Source organism: Puribacter membranae (assembly GCF_055380425.1).
Genome location: NZ_AP040167.1, coordinates 1,503,701 through 1,523,953, shown reverse-complemented (window position 1 = coordinate 1,523,953; position 20,253 = coordinate 1,503,701). Strand labels below are relative to the sequence as shown.

The window sequence follows — 20,253 nt, the reverse complement described above, 5'->3', positions numbered from 1 at the left end:
AATGAATCCTGCTCAATCCTCGCCCAATGCGGTCAACTGTTCGGCCTGATATTCTGCGGCCAAAGCGTTGAACATATCGTCCAAGTCGCCTTCCATCATCGCATCGATTTTGTACCACGTCAGATTGACGCGGTGGTCGGTGATGCGTCCTTGCGGAAAATTGTAGGTGCGGATGCGCTCTGAGCGATCGCCCGAGCCGACCAGCGATTTGCGCGTGGCGGCCTGCTCGGCGTGCTGCGCCTGAACCTGTGCGTCGCGAATGCGCGTCACCAAGACTCTCATGGCTTTTTCTTTGTTGCGGTGTTGGCTGCGGTCGTCTTGGCATTCGACCACAGTGCCGGTCGGGATGTGGGTGATACGCACGGCGGAGTCGGTTTTGTTGATGTGTTGACCGCCTGCGCCGGACGCGCGGAAGGTGTCAATGCGCAAATCCGCCGGATTGAGTTCGACTTCGCCGACTTCGGCCGCTTCGGGCATGACTGCGACGGTACAGGCGGAGGTGTGAATGCGGCCTTGCGTTTCGGTCTCGGGGACGCGCTGAACGCGGTGGCCGCCGGACTCGAATTTCATGGTGGCGTATACGTCGGTGCCGGACAGCTCGACGATGACTTCGCGGTAGCCGCCCAAATCGGACGGTGATTCGCTCATCAGTTCGACGCGCCAGCCACGTCGCTCGGCGTAGCGGCTGTACATGCGCAGCAGGTCGCTTGCGAACAGTGCGGATTCTTCGCCGCCCGTTCCGGCGCGAATTTCGAGCATGACGTTGCGCGTGTCGTTTTCGTCTTTGGGGATCAGCATGGTGCGCAATTGCACTTGCAATTGTTCCAGACGCTCTTTGCCGTTTTGAATCTCTTCATTGGCAAAGGCTTTCATCTCGGGATCGGCGAGCATCTCTTCGGCACTGATGATGTCGGCTTCGGTTTGTGTGTATTGTTGAAAGGTTTCGACCACGGGCGTGATTTCGGATAGCTCGCGCGTGAGTTTGCGGTAGTTGTCGATGTCGTCGGTGACGTCGGGTGATTGCAACAATTGGTTGATTTCGAGGTGGCGATCAATCAGTTGATTGAGCTTGTCGCGCATGGAGGGTTTCATAAGCGTCTGAATTGGGGTTGAGTTGCGGTTCGTGGGGTCAAAGCGTGCGCGCCACTGGGGCTTAAATAGGCTGCGTCAGATGATACGATGGGCACTGTGGTACGCAATAATACGAAATGGTTTGGACTGAGCAGACTGGCTAATGCTCGCCATTGTCATTGTTGGCGGGGGTGTCATTGCTCGGCTCTGTGTGCGGATCGTTGAGCCAGTGGTTGGAGACCAGTTGCCATGCTTGGCGCACGGTTTCGTCGGGGTTTTGCACGCCGACGGTCGGCTCGTGCAAGAGTTTGTTGGTCAGGCGTTGCGATAGTTGCGCGCAGAGATTTTGCAGGGTTTTGTGCGTTTCGCTTGATAACTCGCCGCGTTCTTGCAGGCTGTTGAGCGAGCCTAAGACGCGTTCCAATTCGTTTTGGCGCACGCGTTCGGCGCGCGCACGCAGATTCAGGACGCGCGGTCGGTGGGTGCGGCGTTTTTGTTCTTCGATGAATTGTTGTACTTGCGCGTTCACGATTTTTTGCGCGTCGGCCAATGCGGCAGTGCGCTGTGCGCTGTTGTGTGCAACGATGTTGGACAAATCATCCACGGTGTAGACGTAGGCGTCGTCCAACTGGCTCACGGCTGCCTCGATGTCGCGCGGTACACCCAGATCCACCATGACCACGGGACGGCGACGGCGTGCTTTGATCGCCGATTCGACCATGCCCAGACCGATGATCGGTAGGGTGCTGGCGGTACAGGTGACCACGACGTCAAAGCGTGCCAATTGTTCGGCCAGTTCGGTCAGGCGAATCGCTTGTGCATTGGGCGTCGGGTGCGCGGCGAGTAATGCCTGCGCGCGCTCGAGCGAGCGATTGGCGACGGTGAGGCTTTTCGGCTGCGCACCGACGATGTGTGCGGCGACGACATCCATCATTTCACCTGCGCCGACCAGCAGCACATGCAGGCGGTGAAAGTCTTCGAAGACACGTTTGGCCAGTTTGACCGCAGCGGCGGCCATGGATACGGAGTGTTCGCCAATCGCGGTGTTGGTGCGCACGTCTTTGGCCACGGCGAAACTTTTTTCAAACCAGTGTCGCAGCTCGCTGCCCATGGTGTTGGCCTCGAACGCGATGCGTGCGGCTTGTTTCATTTGTCCCAAAATTTGCGGCTCACCCAGCACCATTGAGTTCATGCCGCTGGCGACGGCGAACGCGTGATTGAGCGCGGATTCGTCTTGCAAAATATACATGTGCTCGGTCAACTCACTCAGGGGCACATCGTGGTAGGTCGCCAGCCACTGCAAAATCGCGCGCTCCGGGTGCTTGTGTTCGTGTGCATGGCTCAGATACACCTCCATGCGGTTGCAGGTGGACAATACGGCCAGTTGCGCAGGGGGCTGATTCGCCTGTGTGTCGTTGGGGTCGTTCAGGCTGTTTTGCAACTCAGGCAGCGCATGGTTCAGCTCGGACGGCGCAAACGCGATCCGCTCGCGCAAGGCCAGCGGAGCGGTGGTGTGATTTAAGCCGATAACGAACAAAGCCATAAAGTGATGTGTGACTGCGATAGAGGACGAAAACAGGGGGGCGAAAACTAGGTGATGATCCAATGCTTTTTGCGCCCAATCAACCAAAAGCCCGAGAAGGCTTTGACGAAACTTGGTATTATACCCGCCAAATGAGCAAACGGCTATGCGCAATCATGCCTCTTTATTCGAGAAACTGTGCAGGCGCATGGGCTTATGTCTGATGTCGCCAATTCAATGACGGCCGAATGTTTGCCTCAATATCCTCAAGGAATGTGTGACATGTTTTTTCAACAAGAGTTGTGGCTCATCATCGTCGGCCTGATTGTCGCGAAGGTGGTGCAAAAAACCAATCAATCGCCGGTAGCGTACAAATCCATCGCGCTGTGGTCGTGCCTGTTCAGCCTGATCGTTGGCGAATTGGGCATGTTGACACAACTGTTTTTTCCTTCCGATCCCCTCGGGTTGGCGGTGACGGCTCTGGCGGCGCTGATCGCAGCCAAAGTGGTCATCGGCAGCCGAACCGGTGCGAATCAAGCGGGCAAATCCCATAAAACCACAAAAACTGATCGTCGTACCACGTCAAGCAAGGCGAAAAACCGTTGAGGCGGTTGGCGGAATGACCTTTTCGCGATAATTTTCTATTCTCTCGGTTTTATTGGTAAATCGGCATAAAACCGCCGTTTCTTTTGGTTGGATTGACTTTGAATTTGCACCGTCATGGTGCTACGATGTATGCTGTTTCATAAGAATAACAACTGGGCAGCGGGGCTTCGTTCCCCTTTTTCTGCCCAAAAAGACTCGCATAAATTCAAATAACAAGGAGTGTTCATCATGAGTCAGTCGGTAAAATTGATCGGGGTATTGATTCTGGCGGTGATTTTGTGGTTTGTGCCGCATCCGGCGGGCTTAACCGATCAGGCATGGCATATTTTCGTGGCCTTTATCGCGGCGATTTTGGCCATCATTATCAACGCGACCTCGATTTTGGCGGCCTCTTTGATCGCCACGGCGGTGGTGGTGTTTACCAAAGCCATGCCCGCAGCCAAAGCCTATGAGGGCTTTTCGCAAGGTTTCGTGATTTTGATTGTCGTCGCCTTTATGATTTCCAATGTGGTGGTTAAAACAGGTCTGGGCAAACGCATCGCACTGACGATGATCAAATGGTTTGGCAAGTCCAGCCTCGGATTGGGCTACTCGCTGATGGCGACGGACATGATTTTGGCGCCTGCGTTCCCGAGCAACACCGCGCGCTCGGGCGTGCTGTATCCGATTGCGTTGTCGCTGGCGATGGACAGCGGCTCCGACCCTGAGCGCGGCACGCAAAAACGCTTGGGCAGCTATTTGATGATGCTCTCGCTTGCCGGGTTGACCATTTCCTCAGGGATGTGGGTGACGGCGATGGCGGCGAATCTGGCCGGTGTGGAAATGGCCAGGGCGCTCGGCGTCAACATCACGCCGCTCAGTTGGTTACTGTATGCCTTGGTGCCTTCCATTGCCGGCTTTATCCTGATCCCGTGGTTTTTGTTCAAAGTGATGTCGCCGGAATTAAAAGCCACACCGCAAGCGCCGATCATGGCGAAAAAAATGCTGGCTGAGTTGGGGCCGATGTCGCGTTTGGAAAAACTCACGGCTTTGATCTTTGTGCTGATGGTGTTTTGCTGGGCGTTCACCGACCAAATCAACAAAATGTTCCCGAATCTGAACATTGAGCGCACCGCCGTTGCTTTGCTCGGTTTGGCGATATTGCTGATTGCCAAAGCGTTTAATGACGATGATTTGAAAAAGCAAGGTACGGCTTTGACCACCTTCATTTGGTTTGCTCTGCTGTACGCACTCAGCACCGGATTGAATAGCTCGGGCTTTATGAGCTACGCGGGCAAAATTTTGACCAACTACGTTACCGGCATGCCGTGGGTCTGGGTGTATGTGATTTTGGTGGTCGGCTATGTGCTGATCCACTACCTGTTTGTCAGCCAGACCGCACAGATGATGGCGCTGTTCAGCGTGTTTTTAGCGGTGGGTATCGCTTCGGGTGTGAATCCGACGCTGTTGGCCATGATGCTGCTGCTCGCCACCAACTTTAACTCCGCGATTACGCCGCAAGGCTCCAGTGCCAATGTGCTGTTTGCCGGTAGTGGCTACCTGACCACCAGCGAGATTTATTGGTACGGCGGCTTGGTGACGCTGCTCAATACGGTGCTGTTTTTGACCGTTGGTACGGCGTGGATTTTGCTGGTGTATCGCATGATCGCTTGATGCGGCAAACGAGTTCGTATGAGACAAACAATCCGAGGCTTTGGCGAGCCTCGGATTTTTTATGATGACGGCCGGGATTAACGCTCCTATCAGCCCGATTTCCTTGATAACACGGCTGAATGGGCATGGTACAATCTGCCCCCAATAGTGCAATTTGCTCCAATTTGTCCCAAACAGGCTGAATGCTTGCCGATCCGGCGATCGGCGCATTGACGATAATCAACCCACTGAGCTGAATAACACAGAATGACAACGACAAAAAAAACTCATAGCGCTTTGAACACAGATGACGAGTTGGCATGGATCGAGCAGCCTTTGCCGGATGTCCGGCAGAATGAAACTGCTTTGGACAGTGCCAGTTTGGCCAAATTCAAGGATATTGTGCGCTTTGCCAGTCAATATTGGGGGGGCGTTGGTGCATTGCTGATCGCCACGTTATTGATTTTGGCGCTGATTTTATTGGTGACCAATGACGCGGTGTACAACTGGGCGCGTACCTATGTGATCGCTACTGATGCGGCTTTGAGTGCGGGCGCATGGGGTTCGTTTGCCAAGCGCATTTTTGCGGTGCTGGCTGCATTGGCAGCGATTGGGGCGGTGTATTATGGGCTGCTGCGCTATACGAAAATCGGCGCCGAGCGTATTCACGCATGGGGTTTGTCGTTTTTGGTGCTGTTGCTGGCAACGATCAATGTGAAAATCGGTGTCGAGCTGATCGAATGGTCGGGCGTGTTTTGGGAGGATGTGAAAAATAAAAACGTTGCGGCGTTTATCCCCGGCCTGATTTGGTTTGCCAAGCTGGCCTTCGCAGGAATTTTGGTCGGCGTGTATCGCATCTTTTTCAGCCAGTTACTACAAATTCGCTGGCGCACATGGCTCACCGAGCAGTTCAGTGAGCGCTATTTTTCACAAAATCGTTTTTATCATCTGGAGCAAATTCACGGTCAGGACAACCCCGATCAACGAATTGCCGAGGATTTAAACCGCCTGACCGATATGGCGATCGGGCTGTTTTTTGGTTTTTATTTGGCCTCGTTGTCGGTGTATGAATACTCCAAAGCCATGCTTAAACTGTCTGGCGATTTGGATACCACCGTATTCGGCCATGCGATTCACATTCCCGACTATATGTTTTGGGCGGTGATTGTCTACACCATCATCGGCTCGGTGGCGATTCACTTTATCGGTCGCCGATTGGTGAAAATCAATGTACTGCGCGAACGCTACAACGCTGATTTTCGTTACCACCTGATTCGTGCGCGCGAGTACGCGGAGGGCATCAGCTTTTTGCAAGGCGATGCGCATCACCTGCGCGGCGCGCGTCATTTTTTCACCATCATCCGCGCCAACTGGTATCACTATATGTACCGCATTAAGGCGCTGGGTTTTTCTCAAAATATTTACGGACAAATTGGGATTATTTTCCCGGTGATTGTTGCCGTGCCACGCTATTTTTCGGGGCAAATCACTTTTGGCGCGATCATGCAGGTGCTGCGCGCCTTTGGCGAGCTGCGCGAGGCACTCAGTTGGTTCATTGATAATTACAGTACTTGGGCGGAATTACGCGGCTCCAGCACGCGGATTTTCAATCTGGATAAAGATTTAAATCGAGTGGATCAACTGCACGCCCAGTCGAATCTGCACGTCGCGGTGAACAATGTCGGCGGCGTGGCGCTGACCCACGCGACGCTGGCGCGCCCGCAAAAGACCGAAGACGGACGTTTGAGTGAACTGCCGCAGGTGGTTGATCTGGACTGGCAAATCACTCAGGGCGAGCGTTGGCTCGTGACCGGCGCATCCGGCTCGGGCAAAAGCACGATTTTGCGAGCGGTTGCGCATCTGTGGCCGTTTGGCCAAGGCCATATCGATGTGCCGAGCAAAGGCAAAATGCTGTTCCTGCCACAAAAACCCTATATGCCAATCGGCTCATTGCGCGAGGCGCTGTCCTATCCCGATGCGCCGGAGCGGTTCAATGACGCGGCGTATGAAACCGCGCTGGAAATGGCGCAGTTATCGCATTTGGCTGGGCGGCTGGATGAGCACAATAACTGGTCGTGGCTGCTCTCCGGCGGCGAACAGCAGCGTTTATCGTTTGCCCGACTGTTTTTGCAACGGCCGCAATACGTCTTTTTGGACGAAGCCACCAGCGCACTGGACGAGGAAAACGAGAAAACACTGTACCAAACCATGCTGGCATTTTTGCCCGATATGACGCTGGTCAGCGTGTCGCACCACCCGCAGTTGACGCAGTTCCACCACAAACGTTTGCATTTGGAAAAAGACGGGGCGGGTAGCTTTAAACCGATTCAGTCTGTGATTTGATGGTGAGATGAAGAAAGTATTGCTGTTCACATTGCTCGCGCCACCCTTAGGGACTTTGATTTTCTTGGGTTTTTTGCTTGGAGTGTCTTTTTTCAATCAGCCAGGATTGTCATCTGTTGAGTTGTTTGCATTGATGCTGCTTTCGCTGCCTGTGTTTGCTATTGGTGGTTATGTCTTGGCGATTGTGCCTGCACTGATTGTTGGCATATTTGCCAGTGTGTTGCGCTTCAAAAAGCCGATGGTTAACTATGTGTTACTGATTGGTTTCAGCGCCTTTGCCAGTTATCTTTGGTTCTTGGTCAATCCGTTGGCTGATGAAAAAATGACGCTAAGCGTTGTGAGTATGGATGTTCTCATTGCGATAATGACGACAGCGATTCTCGGTTATTTTTCAGTATTTAAGATGAAGTAAAAGCCTGTTTATCAGACGATTCAATTTTGTGGACGATTTGTTTTATGCAATACACCGGTTTACGTGACTTCATGACCCAACTCGAAAAAATGGGTGAACTCAAACGCATCCACCAGCCGATTTCACCGGTGCTGGAGATGACCGAGATTGGCGACCGCACCTTGCGCAAGGGCGGGCCGGCGCTGCTCTATGAAAACGTCGTGCATGAAGGCAAAAAATACGACTACCCCGTTTTGGCGAATTTATTCGGCACGCCGCGTCGTGTTGCACTCGGCATGGGTGCGCAGGATGTGAGCGAGCTGCGCGCGATTGGTCAACTGCTGTCGAATTTGAAAGAGCCGCAACCGCCCGCAGGGCTGAAAGAAATCGGCAAGCTGGGTGAAATGGCCAAAGCGGTTTGGGACATGCGTCCGAAAATGGAAAAACACGCGGCGGTGCATGAAATCATCCTCGAAGGTGACGACGTCGATCTGACACAACTGCCGATCCAGCACTGCTGGCCGGGTGACATCGCGCCGCTGCTGTCGTGGGGCTTGGTCGTGACCAAAGGGCCGCATAAAGCTCGGCAAAACCTCGGTATTTATCGCCAACAAGTACTCGGGCGCAATAAACTCATCATGCGCTGGCTCGCGCATCGCGGTGGCGCGCTCGATTTTCGCGATCATTGTCTCGCGCATCCGAATACGCCGTTCCCGATCAGCGTTGTGCTCGGCTGTGACCCTGCGACCATACTCGGTGCGGTCACACCTGTGCCTGACACATTGAGCGAGTATCAATTCGCCGGACTGCTGCGCCACGGCCGTACGGTTTTGACGAAATGTATCGGTAATGATTTGACCGTCCCCGCGAATGCCGAAATCGTACTCGAAGGTGTTTTGCACCCGAACGAAACCGCGCTCGAAGGGCCGTTTGGCGATCATACCGGTTACTACAACGAGCAGGAAACTTTCCCTGTGTTTACCGTTGAGCGCATCACCATGCGCAAAAATCCGATTTACCACAGCACCTACACCGGCAAACCGCCGGATGAGCCAGCTGTGCTTGGTGTGGCGCTCAACGAAGTGTTTGTGCCGCTGCTGCAAAAACAATTCCCCGAAATCGTCGATTTTTACCTACCGCCGGAAGGCTGCTCGTACCGCATGGCGATCGTGTCGATCAAAAAACAATACGCCGGTCACGCCAAACGCGTGATGTTCGGCGTGTGGTCGTTCCTGCGCCAATTCATGTACACCAAATACATCATTGTGGTCGATGACGACATCAACACACGCGACTGGAATGAAGTCATCTGGGCGATCACGACGCGCATGGATCCGACGCGCGACACCACGCTGGTGGACAACACACCGATTGACTACCTCGATTTCGCCTCTCCGGTGTCGGGGCTTGGTTCGAAAATGGGGCTGGACGCGACCAATAAATGGCCGGGCGAAACCACGCGCGAGTGGGGTACGCCGATTGTCATGGATGCGGCGGTGAAAAGTAAAATTGACGGACTCTGGGCAGATTTGGGGTTGTGATTATCGATCAGCCGTGGCGTGATGATTCGAAAAAGGGTTGAGTGATGCGAAAAAACAAATGGTTATTGACTGGGGCGGTGCTGATTGCCGGTTTGTTTGTTTGGAGTGCAATGAGCCGATTGCCTGCGTTTGAGCAGTCTCAAAATACCGAACCTGCACACCAGAATAAGGATTCTGTTTTGTCGCGGGCTTTGGCGCCGAGTGTGAACGCGCATCCGAATTTGTCGGGTTTGTATCCTTTGGGCAGCGGCTACGATGCTTTTGTGGCGCGTGCTTCGCTGGCTGCCGCTGCGCAACATACCTTGGATGTTCAATATTATATTTGGCATAACGATATCTCCGGCAAGATGCTGTTTCACGCCTTGAAACAGGCGGCTGATCGCGGGGTACGGGTGCGTTTGTTGTTGGACGACAATAACACGCGAGGTATGGATCCGACGTTACAGACTTTGGATCGCCATGCGAATATTGAAGTTCGTCTGTTCAATCCATTTGTTAATCGCGATTTTCGTGCGCTGGGTTATTTAACCGATTTTCCGCGCTTGAATCGCCGTATGCATAATAAATCGTTTACTGCGGACAATCAGGTGAGCGTGGTGGGTGGGCGCAATGTGGGCGATGAGTATTTTGAGGTGGGTGACGGCACGCAGTTTGTGGATTTGGATGCTTTGGTGGCAGGGCAAGTCGTACCCGAGATAACGGCCGATTTTAATCGCTATTGGTATAGCGCTTCGGTCTATCCCTTGGCCTCTATTGTGACCAAAGATGTACCCGAGCAAGCGCTTGATTTGAGTGTGCAAGAGCAAGAAACGACTAAAGCGCGCGCTTATATCGAGGCTTTACATCAATCACAATTAGGCATTGAGCTACAAAACGGCAGTGTCGCATTTGATTGGGTGCCCATCCGTTTAATCAGCGATGATCCGGCAAAAGGTTTGGGCTTGGATAACCCCGAAACCGCCATTGGTGCAAAGATTAAAGAGGTATTGCAAGAGCCTCAACGTGAGTTGCTTTTGGTTTCTCCTTATTTTGTTCCTACGCAATCAGGGGTGGACGCATTTAAGGAGCTTCGTGCCAAGGGGGTTCACGTATCGGTGCTGACCAACTCATTGGATGCGACGGATGTCTCAATCGTTCATTCCGGCTATATCAAATATCGCCACGCGCTCTTGGATTCAGGAGTGCAGCTATTCGAGTTGAAAAAAACGGTATCCGGCAAAGTAGGTCGTGATCGATTTTTGACTGGTAATTCAGCGTCAAGTTTACATGCCAAAACATTCTCCGTGGACGGTCAGCGTGTTTTTATCGGCTCCTTTAATTTAGATCCACGCTCGGCTCGGCTCAATACCGAAATGGGGATCGTGGCAGAACATCCGCAACTGGCGCAAAATATGACGACGCAACTGCACGCACAAATGCCTGACCTTGCCTATCAAGTCAAGCAAGACGCACAAGGCAATCTGACGTGGCAAACACGTACAGCGCAAGGACAAGATATCATGCTCGAACACGAGCCTGAAACAGGTGTGCTCAAACGGGCGTGGGTGCAATTTTTATCGTGGCTGCCTTTGGAGCGGATGCTCTGAGCGGCGGGTAACAAAGCAATATTACGATGGCTTTTCTAACGTCTCACATGCTCAGTAAATACTGAGCTTTTACGCTGTTTGCCTGAGATTTTCTACTGCATGAACATTAAAGTTGATGGGTGGTGAGTGGATTCGGGATTGTAGTGAATAAGAATTGCTGCATTTTCGCTGTTTAATGCTTAGGAGATTGAGTGGAGTACATCCTATGAATACCCATATTCAAATTGATGGGCAGGGCGAAGACACCATCGTCATGCTCCATGGCTGGCCGGATACTGGCGCGCTGTGGGCGCGGCAGGTGGCGGATTTACAGGCGGATTATCGCTGTGTGCGGCTCACCTTGCCGGGTTTTGCCGCGGATGAGCAAAGTCGGGCGTTGAGCATGGATGAGGTGGTGGCGTGGTTGGATGAGTCAATTCGGTCTGTGAGTGATCGCCCCGTGATTTTGATGGCGCATGATTGGGGTGCGGTTTTTGCTTATGCTTATGTGCGCGCTCATCCTGAGCGTGTAGCGCGCCTGATCGGTCTGGATATTGGCGATACGTCGGAGGCGTTTACGCGTCGTTTGCCGCTCAAGCACAAGTTGATGATGTTGGGTTATCAATTACCGCTGGCTGTGTCCTATCGTTTGCCGCGCCGTTGGGCGACGCCGCTCACGCGTCGGATTGCACGGGTTTTACGCGCGCCTGCTGCGCCTGAATCTATTCATGAGGGTATGAATTTCCCTTATTTTCAGGCGTGGTTCGGCGGCAAGGCGCGCTATCGGTCATCAGCGGAGTTCATCCCGCCTTGTCCGATGCTGTTTGTCTATGGCACGCGCAAGCCGTTTCAGTTCTTTGCGCCAGAGTGGGCGCAGAAAATTGCTGCTCTACCGAACAGTCAGGTCACCGCTATGCGTGCGGGGCATTGGATGATGGTGGATGCGCCGGATGAATTCAATCGCATTGTACGTGAGTGGTTGGCACGCACGCCTGATGCGGACTAAGAATGCGTGGAGCCTTGCGCTTTAGCGCAAGCACGCAATCAAATCACTGGGTAACATCGCTGTTTGGCCGAATAGCTCAGCCGCCCGATCACCCGCTGCGCCATGTAGATAGACACTTAAAATTGCGGCGATGTCTGGCGCATAGCCCTGTGCCAAATGCGCCAAAATCACACCAGTGAGCGCATCGCCACTACCGCCTTTGGCCATACCCGGGTTGCCCGTGGTGTTGTAAAAACTGCGCCCGTCGGGCAGGGCGGTGCAGGTATGCGCTCCTTTGAGTACGATAATCACATCGTAGCGCTGTGCAAACATGAGTTGTGCCTGCTGGCGCAGCGCGTTGGTTGAGATATCCCAATGCAAATGCGCGACCAAGCGCTCAAATTCCTTCGGGTGCGGCGTGAGGATGCTGTTCGGTGGTAGCAATGCCAATAAATCCGGCTCGCTCGCCATGATATTTAATGCGTCGGCATCCAGAACAAGAGGCTTGGGTGGTTTGGGCTGTTGGGCGAGGCTGTGCAATAACGCGCGCAAGGCATGGCGGGTTTCGGCAGATTGACCGATGCCGCAGCCGATTCCAATGGCGTCGTATGACGCGGCATTAATGGTCTCGCTCCAAACGCGCTCATTCGCATCGGTGTGTACCATGGCCTCGGGCGCGGCGGTTTGCAGTGACGTATAGCCGCAATTCGAACTGTGAACGGTTAATAATCCCACACCGCTGCGCAAACACGCTCGCGCCGCCAAAATCGCCGCGCCGATGGTTCCGTGCGCACCCGCGATGAGCAATGCGTGGCCGAATGTGCCTTTATGCGCAAACTTGCCGCGTGCTGTGCGCTGTGCTTGCGCCCATTCGCTCGTCACCCATTGCATCGCGCTGTGTTGCGCGGTGATGGCTTGCTGGCTCAAGCCGATGGGTAAAATCTGCCAGTCGCCGACGCGCTCGGCATTCTCCGGCCAGAGCAAGGCGGGCTTGGCGCATTCAAAGGTCACAGTGTGTGTGGCGTGTATCACTGGCCAATCTGCAGGCGTATGCGCGTCGCTCAGTAAACCCGAGGGTAGATCAATGGCAATGAGTGCGGCCGCGGTGTGTGCATTCAGACGCTCAATCACCTGTGCCAACAACCCCTCCGCCGCGTGCGTCGTACCCGTTCCCAGCAATGCATCGATCAGGCAATCGCGCTCAGTGAATGCGCAGGGTTCGGGTAACTCGGCTATGTGCTGAATGCGCTCAATCATGCATTCAATGATATGCTCTGTGGAGGCGTTCTGTTGGTTTGCCAACGTCTGTAAACGCTGCCAATTGTTCGCAGCGTCGGAACTCATGGCGCTCATCAACGCATCTCCGGTGCTGTGGTCAATCAGATAGGCGCATGCGGTTTGACCACGCGCGCGTAACAATCGCGTGATCGCCAGACCGTCGCCACCGTTATTACCCAGTCCACAAAATATGTGGTAGCGCGTGTTGCTCGGCATGTGTGCCAGCAGCCAGTCCACGCAGGCCAATGCCGCGCGCTCCATCAGGTCTATCGAGGCAATCGGTTCGTCGTGAATGGTGGCGCTGTCCACCGCGCGCATTTGCGCGGCGGTCAGTATGGACGCGTTGGCTGGATTCACAATGGGTTATTTCCAAACAATTTACGCTAAAAGTTGTGAAAACACTTTATCTTGACGGATTTGATCCACGGCTTCTTGCGCTTTTGCCAACAGTTTTTCCACACCCAATTGATCGTTGCCAATGATCATCACGACGGCTTGATTGGCCTGCGATGGCGAGAGTTTTTTATGCTCAACCAGCCAGTCGGTCAATGCGAGCAGGCGCAGTCCTTGATCCTTGAGTGCGCCGAGTTCGGCGATCAGCCAACTCATGGCGTAGTACGCATGGGTATTCAGATACAGGATGTGCGTCATGCCCTCAACCTGCGGCAATTGATTGAACGGTGATTGGACGATGGTCTCGGTCGCGTATTTGGCAAATGCTTCCGGCATCGGTTCGCTCGGCGCGAGGTTGATAAAACCTTTGAACGCCTGCGGATAGATGCTCAACCAGCGCACGTCGCGGCGCAGCTCATGCATGTCACGCTCAACTTCTGTGATCGGGCGTTTGAGTTGTTGCTTCAACTCGGCCAGCGCGCCTTTGTAGTGCTTTTTCAATGCCTTGCGCATTTTTTTATCACTGAGCCAGTCGATTTTTTTGTACATCTTTTGAATTTTTTTCAGGCGATCAGATTGCGCCTCGGCGCCATCGGTTGCGGTGGTGTCGAAGTTATCGAGCCAACCGTATTGCTCCAACAGAGTATTCATTTGCGCGGCGGCGATCGTGCGATGGGTTTCCAAATTTTGTTGAAATTCAGGTAACTGCTTGATTTTTTTGAAATCCTTGAGCAAGCCCGTGTAGTAATCCATCACGCCCAAACCGTCTTCGAGCGCTTTAAACTGCTCGTTCAGGCGCGCCATTTTTTTGTCATCTTGTGCGCTCATCAGCACGCGGCTCATGCCTTCCAAATAAAACAGCGGCGTGCGCGCGTCGTGTTCGAGCAGATAGGTCGCAGGATCGGATGAGCCGGCCGCCTGTTGCAACAATCGCGCCCACAGGGTGGTGTAGTGTATAAACAGTTGTTTGCTGTGTTTCATGAGATCCTCCAAGCGGTTTAATCATACTTTTATTATACGCCGCCTCCATCGCTCTGCGCGCGAATCTTCGCGCATCTTGTGGGTATGCGCTGACTTTGTGCTGGCTTTGAGTCCAGTTTGTGTTACAATTCGCGCCGCTTTCGGACTGTTTCCGTCGGGCTTTCTTAATTTTCCCTCCGCCTATTTTGCGGACTTTGGAGTCTCTATCATGGTTGTCATTTGGACTGCTTTATATGTCTTGGCGATTTTGCTCGCTAACCTTACTTTGAATCATTTCATTACGCTGCCCGGCGGCTACGGTTTGCTCAGCATCGGTACGCTGTTTTTCGGTGCGGTGTTTACCTTGCGCGATCGTCTGCACATGTTTGGCCTGAAGGCGGTGTATCTTGCCATTGCCTTGGCTTTGCTGGTGAATGCCACGGCAGGCTGGTTTTTGATGGCAGACGAGCCGCATCGACTGCGTTTTCTATTTGCCTCATTCAGCGCGATTTTGATCAGCGAGTTGACCGATACCGTGATTTACCACAATATGATGCAGCGCTCTTGGCTCACGCGCGCGTTGTCGAGCAACGCGATCAGCATTCCGCTGGATACCATTTTGTTCACCTTGCTGGCGTTTTACGGCATCATGAGCACGGCGGAAATGGTGCAAATCGTCTATGCCGATTTGATTTTTAAAGCGATTGTGGCGACGTTGGTGGCATTGGCGGTGCATTTCGGCTTAAAAAAGCGCAGCGGCGCGGCTAAATTGGCCGTATAAATAGATCGGTTTAAAGCTATGACTTGGCAAACACACGATTCCGCGCACGTCGCTGCGCCGCTGAAAACCATTAGCAACGCTGCGCCCGAATTGCAGACCCAGATTGAGCATGTGATTGACCTGCCGATCCTGTGTCTGCGCAGCCAAAATCCCGCGCACGGCAGCACCCTGAGTATTGCCTACACACCGACTGAGCGCATTCTCGAATTGTTCGCACTGGATGCCTACATCAAAGCCTACATCGGCCACACAGTGGTGCGCGATATGGAATTTTTCGTGCAAACCATTGCCGCCGAATGCGCGCGGGTACTCGAAGTGCCGGTCGAGTGCGTCGGTCGTATTCGCTACAACGGCTTGAGCATGGGGCAAAATATTCGGGTGTGTGCGGGTTCGTAAGTGTTTCGATGAGAAACACACACATAGGAAAAACAAATAGGGGCGCTGTGATGCGCCCCTATCGTTTTTAAGCAGTTTAATCAATCATTAAGCTGATTTTTGTACCGCTTGAATCGCCGTTAATGCAATGGTGAAGACGATGTCGTCCACCAGTGCACCGCGTGACAAGTCATTCACCGGTTTGCGCAGACCTTGCAACATCGGGCCAACCGCAATCACGTTGGCCGAGCGTTGTACCGCTTTGTAGGTGCAGTTACCGGTGTTCAGGTCTGGGAAGACAAACACGGTGGCGCGACCGGCGACTTTGGAATTCGGTGCTTTGGATTTACCAACCGATTCGACCGAGGCGGCGTCGTATTGCAACGGGCCGTCAATCGCCAAATCAGGACGTTGGGTTTGCGCGATTTTGGTCGCTTCGGCCACTTTTTCCACTTCAGGGCCTGCGCCCGATGTGCCGGTGGAGTAGGAGATCATCGCGACGCGCGGCTCGATGCCGAATGCTTTGGCGGAGTCGGCGGATTGAATTGCGATGTCGGCCAATTGTTCAGCGGTTGGGTTCGGATTGATCGCGCAGTCACCGTAGACCAGCACTTGATCGGGCATGAGCATGAAAAATACGCTGGAGACGATGTTCGCACCCGGCGCGGTTTTGATGATTTGCAGTGCTGGGCGCACAGTGTTGGCGGTGGTGTGTACCGCGCCGGAGACCAGACCGTCGATTTCGTCCAGAGCCATCATCACGGTGCCTTGCATCACGGTGTCTTGCAATTCTTCCAGTGCTTTTTCTGGCGTCATACCTTTGGCTTTGCGCATTTCGACCAATGAGGCAACGTAGTTTTCACGGGTCAATGCCGGATCCATACACTCGAGTTCTGCCGGTACGGTCAAGCCTTGTTCGGCGGCAACACGCTCGACATCTTCGCGTTTGGCCATCAAAACGCAACGCGCGATTTTTTTCTCGGTACAGATGATGGCGGCTTTGACGGTGCGCGGTTCGTCCCCTTCGGGCAGTACGATGCGTTTGTTGGCCTGACGTGCTTTTTCGATCAGCAGGTGACGGAACTCGGGTGGGGAGAAGAATTGTTCGGTCTCGGCAGTCGCGCGCGCTTTGATGTCAGCGATGTTCAATGCGCTGGCGACAGCGGCGGTTTGGTCAATTGAGCCGATGACTTTGCCTTTGGCAACGTGCAGGTTTTGTACCGCTAAATCGGTGCAGATGGCTTGTACGTGCTCTGGTTTGGCTGCGACGAATACGACGTCGGCTTGCAGATTGCGAATCAGTTGGCCGTTCAATTGTGCGGCGTAGGGCGCGAGTGCGCCGGCTTGTTCAAAATCCGCGACCACACCCTCAACCACGACGACTTGTGCGTCGGCTGCGGCGGCGTAGTAGGCGACGATAATGTCTTCCATCAATTGGTCGCTGTTGCCAGTGGCGAGTAATTGCGCGGCTTTTTCAACCGCAACGCCTTGGCCAATCGGTTTGAATGGGGTGACTTTTAAGCCTGTATTTTGTAATTCGGTGACCAAGCCGTTCACCACGGGTTTCATGTCCGAACCTGCGCCCATTGGCGCGACATACAATGCATACATTTTAGTGTCCTTTGTCAAAAAATAAGGGTGTGTGAACACTTGATTGTATCAAGGTTCACGCACCCGTTTCATTCAATCAATAGTTTTCAAAGCTCACATGCTCTGCCTTGCCCGAGGTGCGGGTCAGACGGTAGGTGTCGAGCGCGATCATCAGTTCTTCGTTGGTGTTCACGACCATCGCGCGCGTGCTGCCGGCGGTGGTGATGACAGCGGTTTTGCCGCCGTAGGTTTTGTCATTGACCGCAGCGTCAACGATGAAGCCGAGGAAACGCAGATGCCCCAATACTTTTTCACGGATGATGGCAGAGTTTTCGCCAATGCCGCCGGTGAACACCAGCGCGTCAATGCGTTGCAACGGAACCATGTATTCGGCAATGTATTTGGCCAGACGATAGCAGAACATGTCCAATGCCAATTGTGCTGCGGAATTGCCTTTGTTCGCCGCTTCGGTCAACTCGCGACAGTCGTTGGTCAACTCGGAAATACCGAGCAAGCCGGATTTTTTGTTCATCAAATCCAATACCGCTTCGGCAGAAACGTTCAGACGCTCCATCATATAGGTGATGATGGCCGGATCAATGTCACCGGTGCGCGTGCCCATGATCAAACCCGGCAATGGTGTGAAACCCATCGAGGTGTCCACGCTTTTACCGCCTACTACGGCGGCAACGCTCGAACCATTGCCCAAGTGGGCGCTGATGATGTTCAGGTCGGACTGTGGTTTGCCGAGCAATTCAGCGGTTTTTTGCGTGATGTAGCGGTGGCTGGTGCCGTGGAAACCGTAGCGACGCACATGGTGGTCGCGTTCCCATGAACGCGGCGTGGCGTACAGGTAGGCGTAGTCCGGCATGGTTTGGTGGAATGCGGTGTCGAATACGGCGACTTGTGGCAAGTTGGGCAATTGCTCCGCGCAGACTGCGATACCGAGCAGGTTGGCAGGGTTGTGCAATGGCGCCAAGGCATTGCATTCGGTGACTTTGTCGACCGTTTCTTGCGTAATCAGCACAGAGTCGCTGAAATAGTCGCCGCCGTGTACGGTGCGATGACCGATTGCGGTCAATTTTTCGAGCAAGCCGTGGGCTCTCAAGACCTCAACCAATTTGGCCAGCGCTTCGGTGTGCGCGGCATTGCCGAGTTTGTACACTTCTTTTTCTTCGCCGATTTTGATGGCGATTTCTGCGTTGTCACTACCCAATTTTTCGGCCAAACCGCTGACCAGCATGACCTGTTCGAGCGGTTCCATGACCGCAAATTTGACCGATGAACTGCCGCAATTGATGACTAAAATCATGAGGTTCTCCTTGTAATAGATAATGATGCGTAAACGCAGAATGGATTGGACTTTTGGCCATAGAAACTGAAAAATAGTAGCATGCCGATACTTACGGACTACTTACTAAGAATGAGCATGAAAAAATCCTGATAAAACAAATGCTTGTGTTTCAGATGGTTGATCAATAGGGTCATATTAAACTTCAGTACACGATTTAAGAAGTATGCCGTCATACTTGCATAAGCAGGTGTCCGGAATCGCCACTAAAAACAATAAATTAGAATCACAACCGGATGCCCGCTTGCGTGGGCATGACGGCGTTTTATTGAGAGTGTTCACTGTGTTGCAGCCTTTAATGCGTGTGTTTTTGTGTGATCTGATGGATATGCGTCAGAAGATTTTTATTTATGTATGTTTTGAAGCGCTTGTTTTTAAGCGACCTCAAAATGACGGGCGTATTTACGGGATACGTCGTCCATGCGCAAATAGGTGAAAAAATCGGCGCAGTGAAAGTCCGCATCATAGGCCGGTTCGCCGCAGACTTTACCGCCCAAACGCACATAGCCTTTGAACAAAGCCGGTAAAACCACTTTGACGTCGGGATGGACCGCCGTTTGTTGCTCGGGTGTGAACGGAATGTGTGGCGTGATGTGAAAGCGCTCGGTAAATGCGCCGGATTCTTTGAGTAATTCTTTGACATCAGCGATCGCCGGTGCGTGCGCGCCAATCGGTACGCTGGTGCAGCCCATGATGATGGTGTAGCCGTTTTCTTTGGCAAAATTGAGCGTGGCTTTCCACAGGAGCAAGACCACTGAGCCGTTGCGAAAGTCTTTGTGCACGCAGGCGCGTCCGACCTCCATCAGCGTGGATGCTTCGTCGGATTGGAGCAGGTCGGAGATGTCGAATTCTTGTTGGGTGTACCAACCGGTTTTTTGTGCCACGTCGGGCGTGATGATGCGATAGGTGCCGACGACTTCGCCGGTTTGGTTGTCACGCACATAGAGGTGGCGGCTGTAGGCGTCAAACTGGTCACGATCCAAACCGTGTTCACCCTGTAATTTCACGCCCAGTTCGTCGGCGAAGACGTTATAGCGCAGGCGTTGTACTTCTTCAATTTCAGCGGTGGTTTGTGCCCAGTGAACGGAAAACGGTTCCAACGGCGCGTTTATGGTTTGTTGTTGTGCGGTATTCATAGGAACCAAGGTTCACTCCTCTGTGCGGATGGGCTGTACGTGGTTAATCGATGGGATAGTGCATTCACGACGTTTGACCATGACATCTGCGATTTTTGACCTGCCATCTGTAATCGGTATTTTTAGTCGTGTATTTTATCAGTTCCGCGCCACTTATTTTGTGATTTTCGCTTTCGATTTAATGACAATGTGTCGGCAATTCGGTTGTATAGAACGATATCCACTCGGTTTGCCCAATGACGTGGTCTAAAAAATGCTTATGAATCATGGATGGGGTGTTGCGCTGCATATCCTATTGCTCAATGGTCTGGTTGAGTTGTCTAAAGCAATGCCAATCAAGTCACATTCGTTGACACACAGGAAGATGATTCGATGATGAGCGAGTGGTTCATCGGCGTAAAATCGCGATCGGACGTGTCAGTACGCCCGAAAGCGTCGTGAAACCGGATACACGAATTGACAAAAACAACCTTTACCGATAGAGTTACGCCACCTGCTGGGAGAGCATTGCGCCGTGCGTTTTGAGCCGCGTGATCGCCGAAGGTGTACCCCAAAAACTCTCAGGCAAAAGGACTGGCAGGTTGAAACCCAAACGGGTTGGAATAATTTCTGGAGAGCGTTTTCGGCGCAGCGGTATAGCGCAGGCAAAACCACCGAAGGGGCGCGCAAATGCTGCATTTGCCACAATCTCTCAGGTATCAGGGACAGAATAGGGAATCCGTGCGGTGATGGC

The 20,253-nt window shown here is 53.1% G+C and carries 16 protein-coding genes and 2 riboswitches; of the genes, 9 read left to right on the top strand and 7 right to left on the bottom strand.

Going from position 1 to position 20,253, the window contains the following annotated elements:
- Positions 1-12 precede the first annotated feature (12 nt).
- Positions 13-1,092: a peptide chain release factor 1 gene (gene prfA / locus ACZ41M_RS07345; RefSeq protein WP_464731783.1), complete on the bottom strand. Its 1,080-nt coding sequence runs from the start codon at positions 1,090-1,092 to the stop codon at positions 13-15.
- Positions 1,093-1,231: 139 nt separating this feature from the next.
- The gene (gene hemA / locus ACZ41M_RS07340) at positions 1,232-2,614 is read right to left on the bottom strand and encodes a glutamyl-tRNA reductase (RefSeq protein ID WP_464731784.1); all 1,383 of its coding nucleotides are present in this window, start codon (positions 2,612-2,614) and stop codon (positions 1,232-1,234) included.
- A 261-nt stretch (positions 2,615-2,875) separates the two neighbouring features.
- Here hemA and ACZ41M_RS07335 point away from each other — a divergent pair, with 261 nt between their 5' ends.
- From ACZ41M_RS07335 to ACZ41M_RS07305, 7 genes are all read left to right on the top strand, one after another.
- On the top strand, positions 2,876-3,199 hold the full coding sequence (locus ACZ41M_RS07335; protein WP_464731785.1) for a hypothetical protein: 324 nt from the start codon (positions 2,876-2,878) through the stop codon (positions 3,197-3,199).
- A 228-nt stretch (positions 3,200-3,427) separates the two neighbouring features.
- On the top strand, positions 3,428-4,852 hold the full coding sequence (locus ACZ41M_RS07330; protein ID WP_464731786.1) for a DASS family sodium-coupled anion symporter: 1,425 nt from the start codon (positions 3,428-3,430) through the stop codon (positions 4,850-4,852).
- Positions 4,853-5,128: 276 nt separating this feature from the next.
- Positions 5,129-7,174 (top strand): ABC transporter ATP-binding protein/permease, encoded by a 2,046-nt coding sequence (locus ACZ41M_RS07325; RefSeq protein ID WP_464731787.1) that lies wholly within the window; start codon positions 5,129-5,131, stop codon positions 7,172-7,174.
- A gap of 7 nt (positions 7,175-7,181) precedes the next feature.
- The gene (locus ACZ41M_RS07320) at positions 7,182-7,586 is read left to right on the top strand and encodes a hypothetical protein (protein WP_464731788.1); all 405 of its coding nucleotides are present in this window, start codon (positions 7,182-7,184) and stop codon (positions 7,584-7,586) included.
- Between the two features lie 44 nt (positions 7,587-7,630).
- Entirely contained in the window at positions 7,631-9,106 is a 1,476-nt protein-coding gene (ubiD, locus tag ACZ41M_RS07315) for a 4-hydroxy-3-polyprenylbenzoate decarboxylase (protein ID WP_464731789.1), read from the top strand.
- Positions 9,107-9,150: 44 nt separating this feature from the next.
- A complete protein-coding gene (locus ACZ41M_RS07310; RefSeq protein WP_464731790.1) occupies positions 9,151-10,692 on the top strand; it encodes a phospholipase D family protein in 1,542 nt (513 codons plus the stop codon).
- A 205-nt stretch (positions 10,693-10,897) separates the two neighbouring features.
- Positions 10,898-11,677 (top strand): alpha/beta fold hydrolase, encoded by a 780-nt coding sequence (locus ACZ41M_RS07305; protein ID WP_464731791.1) that lies wholly within the window; start codon positions 10,898-10,900, stop codon positions 11,675-11,677.
- Between the two features lie 21 nt (positions 11,678-11,698).
- Here the strand turns inward: ACZ41M_RS07305 and ACZ41M_RS07300 are convergent, their stop codons facing one another.
- On the bottom strand, positions 11,699-13,291 hold the full coding sequence (locus ACZ41M_RS07300) for an NAD(P)H-hydrate dehydratase (RefSeq protein WP_464731792.1): 1,593 nt from the start codon (positions 13,289-13,291) through the stop codon (positions 11,699-11,701).
- A 21-nt stretch (positions 13,292-13,312) separates the two neighbouring features.
- Entirely contained in the window at positions 13,313-14,308 is a 996-nt protein-coding gene (locus ACZ41M_RS07295) for a hypothetical protein (protein ID WP_464731793.1), read from the bottom strand.
- A 208-nt stretch (positions 14,309-14,516) separates the two neighbouring features.
- Between ACZ41M_RS07295 and ACZ41M_RS07290 the strand changes: the two genes are divergently transcribed.
- Both ACZ41M_RS07290 and ACZ41M_RS07285 read left to right on the top strand, forming a co-directional pair.
- Positions 14,517-15,068, top strand: coding sequence for a VUT family protein (locus ACZ41M_RS07290; RefSeq protein ID WP_464731794.1), 552 nt, complete (start codon positions 14,517-14,519; stop codon positions 15,066-15,068).
- Positions 15,069-15,086: 18 nt separating this feature from the next.
- A complete protein-coding gene (locus ACZ41M_RS07285) occupies positions 15,087-15,464 on the top strand; it encodes a hypothetical protein (RefSeq protein WP_464731795.1) in 378 nt (125 codons plus the stop codon).
- 87 nt (positions 15,465-15,551) lie between these two features.
- On the opposite strand, the gene pta is transcribed toward ACZ41M_RS07285, so the two are convergent.
- The 3 genes from pta to ACZ41M_RS07270 form a co-directional block, all read right to left on the bottom strand.
- A complete protein-coding gene (gene pta, locus ACZ41M_RS07280; protein ID WP_464731796.1) occupies positions 15,552-17,054 on the bottom strand; it encodes a phosphate acetyltransferase in 1,503 nt (500 codons plus the stop codon).
- 76 nt (positions 17,055-17,130) lie between these two features.
- Entirely contained in the window at positions 17,131-18,345 is a 1,215-nt protein-coding gene (locus ACZ41M_RS07275; protein WP_464731797.1) for an acetate kinase, read from the bottom strand.
- 413 nt (positions 18,346-18,758) lie between these two features.
- Positions 18,759-19,520 carry a GNAT family N-acetyltransferase gene (locus ACZ41M_RS07270; RefSeq protein WP_464731798.1) on the bottom strand — a complete coding sequence of 254 codons (762 nt, stop codon included), beginning with the start codon at positions 19,518-19,520 and terminating at the stop codon, positions 18,759-18,761.
- Between the two features lie 487 nt (positions 19,521-20,007).
- Positions 20,008-20,106: riboswitch (glycine riboswitch) on the top strand.
- Between the two features lie 13 nt (positions 20,107-20,119).
- Positions 20,120-20,238, top strand: a riboswitch (glycine riboswitch).
- The last annotated feature ends 15 nt before the right edge of the window (positions 20,239-20,253 follow it).